General features: G+C 72.0%; 6 protein-coding genes, 1 tRNA gene and 2 pseudogenes. 8 read left to right on the top strand and 1 reads right to left on the bottom strand.

The genetic code is table 11. The features are described from left to right. The 5 genes and pseudogenes from AC2CHG_RS12410 to AC2CHG_RS12390 form a co-directional block, all read left to right on the top strand. Positions 1-131, top strand: a pseudogene (locus AC2CHG_RS12410) (16S rRNA (adenine(1518)-N(6)/adenine(1519)-N(6))-dimethyltransferase RsmA); the annotation flags it as partial. 86 nt (positions 132-217) lie between these two features. Further along, a complete protein-coding gene (locus AC2CHG_RS12405) occupies positions 218-1,171 on the top strand; it encodes a 4-(cytidine 5'-diphospho)-2-C-methyl-D-erythritol kinase (RefSeq protein ID WP_194798673.1) in 954 nt (317 codons plus the stop codon). Positions 1,172-1,236: 65 nt separating this feature from the next. Beyond that, complete coding sequence (locus AC2CHG_RS12400; RefSeq protein WP_484524774.1) at positions 1,237-3,036, top strand: ABC-F family ATP-binding cassette domain-containing protein; 1,800 nt, start codon at positions 1,237-1,239, stop codon at positions 3,034-3,036. A gap of 96 nt (positions 3,037-3,132) precedes the next feature. Further along, a complete protein-coding gene (locus AC2CHG_RS12395; RefSeq protein WP_194798671.1) occupies positions 3,133-3,588 on the top strand; it encodes a DUF4383 domain-containing protein in 456 nt (151 codons plus the stop codon). Between the two features lie 116 nt (positions 3,589-3,704). Next, positions 3,705-4,172, top strand: coding sequence for a DUF4383 domain-containing protein (locus AC2CHG_RS12390; protein WP_262012617.1), 468 nt, complete (start codon positions 3,705-3,707; stop codon positions 4,170-4,172). Between the two features lie 41 nt (positions 4,173-4,213). Here the strand turns inward: AC2CHG_RS12390 and AC2CHG_RS12385 are convergent, their stop codons facing one another. After that, positions 4,214-4,882 (bottom strand): TetR/AcrR family transcriptional regulator, encoded by a 669-nt coding sequence (locus AC2CHG_RS12385; RefSeq protein ID WP_013473950.1) that lies wholly within the window; start codon positions 4,880-4,882, stop codon positions 4,214-4,216. Positions 4,883-4,954: 72 nt separating this feature from the next. On the opposite strand from AC2CHG_RS12385, the gene AC2CHG_RS12380 reads away from it, so the two are divergent. The 3 genes and pseudogenes from AC2CHG_RS12380 to glmU all read left to right on the top strand — a co-directional run. Next, positions 4,955-5,695, top strand: a complete 741-nt coding sequence (locus AC2CHG_RS12380) for a resolvase (protein WP_484524773.1) — start codon at positions 4,955-4,957, stop codon at positions 5,693-5,695. 47 nt (positions 5,696-5,742) lie between these two features. Next, a tRNA-Gln gene (locus AC2CHG_RS12375) sits at positions 5,743-5,813 on the top strand. A 73-nt stretch (positions 5,814-5,886) separates the two neighbouring features. Further along, positions 5,887-7,410, top strand: a pseudogene (gene glmU / locus AC2CHG_RS12370) (bifunctional UDP-N-acetylglucosamine diphosphorylase/glucosamine-1-phosphate N-acetyltransferase GlmU); the annotation flags it as partial. Positions 7,411-7,458 lie beyond the last annotated feature (48 nt).

Genomic DNA, 7,458 nt, shown 5'->3' with positions numbered 1-7,458 from the left:
GCGCGGACCGGGCCGCCGCGGCGCTCACCGCCGCCGGCGTGGACCCGTCCGCGCGGGGCGAATCGCTCACCGTCGAGCAGTTCGCCGCCATCGCCGCGTCGGCCCCGGACGCCCCCGGCGGCGAGCAGTAGGCTGGCGCCGTTGCCCGACCCCTCGCCGAGGAGCTGACCGTGCCGAAGCCGCTCGACATCCGCCCACGTCCGGTGGAGTCCACCCGGTGACCGAGGCATGGCGACCGGGGGACGAGGACGGGCAGCGGCGCGGGGCCGGCGGCCCGGTCAAGGTGCGGGTGCCCGCCAAGGTCAACCTGCATCTCGGGGTCGGACCGCTGCGGCGTGACGGCTACCACGAGCTGAACACCGTCTACCACGCGATCTCCATCTACGACGAGCTGACCGCCCGTCGCGGCGACACGCTCACCCTCACCATGGAGGGCGAGGGCGCCGGCGAGCTGGCGCTGGACGACACGAACCTGGCGCTGCGCGCCGCGCACGCGCTCGCCGGTTACGCGGGCGTCGCCCCGCACGCCCGGCTGCACCTGCGCAAGCAGATCCCGCTCGCCGGCGGGCTGGCCGGTGGCAGTGCCGACGCCGCCGCCGCGCTGGTCGCCTGCGACACGCTCTGGGGCACCGGGCTGTCCCGCGACGAACTCGCCGGCATCGCCGCCGACCTCGGCTCCGACGTGCCGTTCCTGATCCACGGCGGCACCGCGCTCGGCACCGGCCGGGGCGAGGCGGTCAGCCCGGTGCTGGCCCGCCCCACCTCCTGGCACTGGGTGGTGGCGATCGCCGACGGCGGCCTGTCCACCCCGGCCGCGTACCGGGAACTGGACCGGCTGCGCGACGCCGGAGCCGCCGGCACGCCGCTGGGCAGCACCGACGCGCTGCTCGCCGCGCTGCGTCAGCGCGACCCGCGGGTGCTCGCCGCCACGCTCGGCAACGACCTCCAGGACGCCGCGCTGACCATGCGCCCGTCGCTTGCCGAGACGCTCAAGGCAGGCGAGGCCGCCGGCGCGCTCGCCGGCATCGTCTCCGGCTCCGGGCCCACCTGCGTCTTCCTCGCCACCGGTGAGGCCGACGCGGTCCGGATCGCCGCCGAGATCACCGCCGCCGGGGTGTGCCGGGAGGCCCGCGTCGCGCACGGTCCGGTCGCCGGCGCCCGCGTCGTCTGACGACCCGTACCCTTGACTCAGGCGTCCCGGGCCCCCGGGACGCCTGAGTCATGAAGGGTGGGTCAGTGGCCAACATCGTCAACCTGGACCGGGTGTCCAAGGGGTACGGCGCCGCAGGGCCGCTGCTCACCGATGTCTCGCTCGGCCTCGACGACGCCGACCGGGTCGGTGTGGTCGGTCTCAACGGCGCCGGCAAGTCGACGCTGCTGCGGCTGCTGACCCGTACCGAGGAACCCGACGACGGCCGCGTCACGCACCGCCGCGACCTGCGGGTGGCCTGGCTGCCGCAGCGCCTGGACCTGGCCCCCGAGCTGACCGTGCGGGACGTCGTGCTCGGCACCGCCTGGCTCGGCGAGAGCATGGGCGCCGAGCACGAGTGGGCCGGCGACGCGGGTGTGCGCGCCATCCTCGACGGCCTCGGCATGCCCCACCTCGGCCTGGACACGCCGGTCGGCCCGATGTCCGGCGGGGAACGCCGCCGCGTCGCGCTCGCCGCGCTGCTGGTCCGCGACGCCGACCTGCTCGTCCTCGACGAGCCCACCAACCATCTCGACGTCGGCGGCGTCGACTGGCTGGCCCGGCACCTCGTCACCCGCAAGGGCGCGCTCGTCGTGGTCACCCACGACCGCTGGTTCCTCGACGCCGTCTGCACCACCACCTGGGAGGTCGCCGACCAGACCGTCCGGGCGTACGAGGGCGGCTTCGCCGCGTGGACGCTCGCCCGTGTCGAACGGCAACGCGTCGCCGCCGCCACCGAGGCCCGCCGGCAGAACCTGCTCCGCAAGGAGATCGCCTGGCTGCGCCGGGGCGCCCCGGCACGCACCTCCAAGCCCAAGTTCCGCATCGACGCCGCGAACGCGCTCATCGCCGACGTGCCGGAACCCCGCGACACCATGTCGCTGCAACGGCTCGCCACCGCCCGGCTCGGCAAGCAGGTGTACGACCTCGACCACGTCCGGCTGCACGCCGGCCCGAAGGAGATCCTGCACGACACGACCTGGCAGATCGGTCCCGGCGACCGGGTGGCGATCCTCGGCCGCAACGGCGCCGGCAAGACCACGCTGCTGCGGATGCTCGCCGGGGTGACCGGCCCCGACGGCGGGCGCTTCGCCGCCGGGCAGACCGTCCGGCCCGCGTTCCTGTCCCAGGAACTCGCCGAACTCCCCGGCCACCTGCGCGTGCTGGAAGCCGTCGAGGAGGTGGCCCGGCGCGTGCAGTTCGGCGACCGGGAGATCAGCGCCGCCCAACTCGCCGAGATCTTCGGCTTCGACGACAGGCGGCTCTGGACCCCGGTGAGCGACCTGTCCGGCGGTGAGCGCCGCCGCCTGCAGATGCTGCGGCTGCTCGCCGGGGAACCCAACGTGCTGCTGCTCGACGAGCCCACGAACGACCTGGACACCGACACGCTCGCCGCGCTGGAGGACCTGCTCGACTCGTGGCCGGGCACGATCGTCGTGGCCAGCCACGACCGCTACCTGATCGAGCGGGTCACCGACGTCGCGTACGGCATGTTCGGTGACGGCCGGCTGGTGCACCTGCCCGGCGGCGTCGACGAGTACCTGGCGCGCGCCGCCGCGTCCGGCGGCCCGGCGCCCGCCGATCTCACCCCGGCCACGGCGGCGCCGGCGCGCGAGGGCATGTCAGCGGCCGAGGTACGCGTCGCGAAGAAGGAACTGAACCGGCTGGAACGGCAGATCGCCAAGCTCGAACAGAAGGAGGCGGGCCTGCACGAGCAGCTCGCCGCGAACGCCACCGACTACGCCCGGGTCGCCGAGCTGGACGCCCAGCTCAAGGAGGTACGAGCCGAGCGGGACCGCACCGAGGAGACCTGGCTGGCCCTCGCCGAGGAGCTCCCGGGCGGCTGACCTGCCGCCGGGGTGGGGGGTGTGCGGCGTCACTGACCGGCGTACGGGACAATCACCGGTGGAACCCTCGTCCGAACGGTCTTTGGAGACGCAGAGATGGCCCACACCCCCGTCAACCACCCCGCGCGGCCGATCTACCGGGCGATCGGCGGGCTCGTTGGTCTGTACTTCGTCGTCTTCGGCGGCCTCGGCATCATCGCCAGCGCCGGCAACGACTTCCTCGCCCAGGACGACACCAAGGTCCTCGGCCAGGGCACCAACATGGCGTTCTCGCTGCTGTCGGTGCTGGTCGGCGTCGTGATCCTGGTCGGCACCGCGATCGGCCGCAACCTCGACGTGGCGATCAACCAGTGGCTGGCCTACACGCTGATGGTGATCGGCCTGGCCGCCCTGGCGTTCCTGCAGACCGACGCCAACATCTTCAACTTCTCGATCATGACCGACGTCGTGGTCCTGACCCTGTCGCTGGTGCTCCTGATGGTCGGCATGTACGGCAAGGTCGGCTCCGACGACGAGCACGAGGCCTGGCAGAAGGCCCGCCTGGTGCTCTGATCCCGTCTCGTACCCGAAGGCCCGGCGCGCTGCGCCGGGCCTTCGGTGTTTTCCGGACGCCGACGGACATCCCAAGCGACAATTGGCCCGAATCAGTCACACGGCTGGAGGGCATCATGGCGCACTTCCCGGTGAACCACCCCGCACGGCCGCTCTACCGGGTGCTGTCCGGGCTCATCGGCCTCTACATCCTGGTCTTCGGCGTCTTCGGCGTCTTCCAGACCTGGGGCGAAGGGCTGTTCGGCCGGGACAGCGACTGGGCGCTCGGCCTGCGCACCAACCTGGCCTTCTCGCTGGTCTCGGTGGTCTTCGGCGCGGTCCTGCTGGTCGGGGCGTCCCGCCGCGACAACCTCGGCCACTACATGAACCTCACCGCCGGCGTGGTCTTCCTGGTCACCGGCATCCTGATGATGTCGGTGCTGCAGACCTCGGCGAACTTCCTGAACTTCTCCATGTCGACGGTCATCGTGTCGCTGCTGTTCGGGCTGGTCCTGCTCGCCACCGGCCTGTACGACAAGGTCGGCACCGCCGAGCACGCCGAGGAGGAGCGGCAGCGCCGGTACCACCCGATCGGCGAGCGCTGACGCGGCTGTTGCGCTGACGCGGCTGTTGCGCTGACGCGGCGTCAGCCCCGGGGAATCGGCCCCGGTTTCGACTCCAGGTGCGACAACCCGTTCCAGGCCAGGTTCACCAGGTGCGCCGCCACCGTCTCCTTGCGCGGCTTGCGCACCTCCAGCCACCAGCGGCCGGTCAGCGCCACCATGCCCACCAGCGCCTGCGAGTAGAGCTCCGCCAGCTTGGGGTCGTAGCCCCGGATGGAGAACTCGCCCGCCAGGATGTGCTCCACCTGGTGCGCCACGTCGTTCATCACGCTGCTGAAGTTGCCCGTCGCGGACATCAGCGGTGATTCGCGGACCAGCACCCGGAAGCCGCTGGTCTCCTCCTCGATGTAGGTCAGCAACGTCAGCGCGGCCTGCTCCAGCAGCTCCCGCGGGTTGCCCGCGGTCAGCGCGGTGGTGATCCGGTCCAGCAGGGCGCGGACCTCCCGGTCCACCACCACCGCGTAGAGGCCCTCCTTGCCGCCGAAGTGCTCGTAGACCACCGGCTTGGAGACCTTGGCGCGCGCCGCCACCTCCTCGATCGAGGTCGCGTCGAAGCCCTTCTCGGCGAAGATCTGCCGGGCGATCGAGATCAACTGCTCGCGTCGCTGCGTCGCGGACATCCGTACCCGGGAGGGCTTCGCCGCCGGCACGGGCCGCCGCCGGGCGCGGTCGCTGCCGGAAACGTCGGTCACCCGTCCATCCTGCCAGGCGCGACGCTCACGGTCAGACCGGCCACTGTCGTACGTACGTCCTAATCTGCGCGGGTGACCGTCGGTGATGAGTCTGGTACCCGTCCGCCGTCTTATCGAGGGTGGAAGCCGGAGCTGCATGCGCGGGCGCTGGCTCTGCGGCGAGCCGGCTCACCGGTGGGGGAGATCGCGCGGGTGCTCGACGTCTCGAAGTCCACGGCATACCTGTGGACTCGGCATCTGCCGCTGGATCCGGCGCTGGTGCGCCGGCGGCGGCGGGTCGCCCAGCAGGCGCGTGCTGACGCGCAGTGGAGCGCGCACCGGGCGGCGCGGGACGCGGCCCGGGCCGAGGTGGTGGCCGCGTCGGCGGACTGGGTTCGGTGCCTCGACCGGCGCGAGTTGTTGCTGATCGGCGCGGCGATCTACTGGTGTGAGGGTGGCAAGGCGAAGCCCTGGCGTCCGAACGACTGCCGGATCAAATTCGTCAACAGTGATCCGTTGCTGGTGATGCTCTTCCTTCGCTTCCTGGACGCCGTCGAGGTGCCGGTCGAGGACCGGAGGTTTCGGGTGAGCATCCACGAGACGGCGGACGACGCGGCTGCGGTGCGGTGGTGGGCGGCTCGGGTGGGCGTGCCGGCGGAGGACTTCCAGCCCACCACGATCAAGAGGCACCGGCCGCTGACCAGGCGCAAGAACGTCGGGGCCGACTACCACGGCTGCCTGACCGTGCACGTCGTGGGTGGAACCCGTCTCTATTGGAGGATCGAAGGGATCATGAAAGGAATGAGCAATGAAGATCCACGTCGTGACCGGTAAGGTGTAGGCAGCCGGCGGGCGTAATACTATTTGCCCGTTTTCGACCATCCCGGGTCGTCTAATGGCAGGACGTCAGGTTTTGGTCCTGATTATAGGGGTTCGAATCCTCTCCCGGGAGCTTCTGCTGTTTGCCCTCCGTCGCGTGGTTAGCATGACCGCGAGACTGTCGCCGTCCCGACGGGAGCCACGTCGTGTCCCAGCCCCACCTCCGCACCGTTGTCGTGCTCGCCGCCGGTGAGGGCAAGCGGATGAAGTCGTCCCTGCCCAAGGTGCTGCACCCGCTGCTCGGCCGTACCCTGCTCGGTCACGTCCTCGCCGCGGCCGGTCCGCTCGGCGCGGACCGCACCGTGGTCGTGGTCGGCCACGGCGCCGACCAGGTCCGGGAGCACCTGACCGAGGTCGCCCCGGGTGCCACGCCGGTGCTCCAGGAGCGCCAGCTCGGCACCGGGCACGCGGTCCGCATCGCGCTGGACGCGGTGCCGGACGCGACAGGCACCGTCGTGGTGATCAACGGGGACGTGCCGCTGCTGCGGCCGGAGACGGTCCAGGCGCTCGTCGAGGCGCACGAGGACGCCGCCGCCGCGGCGACCGTGTTGGCCGCCGAGGTGCCGGACCCGACCGGCCTGGGCCGGATCGTGCGGGACGTGCAGGGGCACCTGGAGCAGATCGTCGAGGAGCGCGACGCCACCCCCCAGCAGCGCGCGCTGCGGGAGATCAACGCGGGCATCTACGCGTTCGACGCGGCCCGGCTGCGGGAGGCGCTGGGCAAGCTCTCCACCGACAACGACCAGGGCGAGGAGTACCTGACCGACGTCTTCGCGCTGCTGCGCGACGCCGGCGAGCCGGTGGCTGTGCACTGCGCCGCCGACCACGTGGAGACGCTCGGCTGCAACGACCGGGTCGAGCTGGCCGCGCTGCGCCGGCTGCTGCGCGACCGGGTCAACGAGGGCTGGATGCGTACCGGCGTCAGCATCCTCGACCCGCACACCACCTGGATCGACGTGACGGTGACCGTCGAGCGGGACGCGGTGATCGACCAGAACACGCAGCTCCAGGGCGCCACGACGGTCGGCGAGGGCGCGCTCGTCGGCCCGGACACCACGCTCGTGGACACGGTGGTGGGGGCGGGCGCGAGCATCGTGCGCAGCCACGCGCTCGGCGCCGAGGTGGGCCCGCAGGCGAGCGTCGGCCCGTACGCGTACCTGCGGCCGGAGTCTCGGCTGGGCCGCAAGGCGAAGGTCGGCACCTTCGTGGAGACCAAGAAGGCGTCGATCGGTGACGGCTCGAAGGTGCCGCACCTGTCGTACGTGGGCGACGCGACGATCGGCGACCACAGCAACATCGGCGCGGCCACCGTCTTCGTCAACTACGACGGGGTACGCAAGCACCACACCACCATCGGCAGTCACGCCCGTACCGGGGCGGACAACATGTTCGTGGCGCCGGTGCGGGTGGGCGACGGCGCGTACACGGCTGCGGGTTCGGTGATCACCGGGGACGTGCCGCCGGGTGCGATGGCGGTGGCGCGTGGTCAGCAGCGCAACGTGGAGGGCTGGGTGCTGCGCAAGCGCGCCGGTACGGACGCCGCGGAGGCGGCGCGGCGGGCCGGTGAGGGTGCGTCGGACACGGGCGGCGCCGCAAGCGAAGGTGACTGAATCCACGGGGATCGCCGGGCCGTGGGTGGATCGCTGAACCGGGGGCATACTGCAACCGAACAGTCCCCGGCCCCACCGCCGCCGGGCACCACCGACATACGGGAGCAG

The organism is Micromonospora sp. ATLC20 (assembly GCF_057196585.1).
This window is presented reverse-complemented; position numbering and strand designations above follow the sequence as displayed.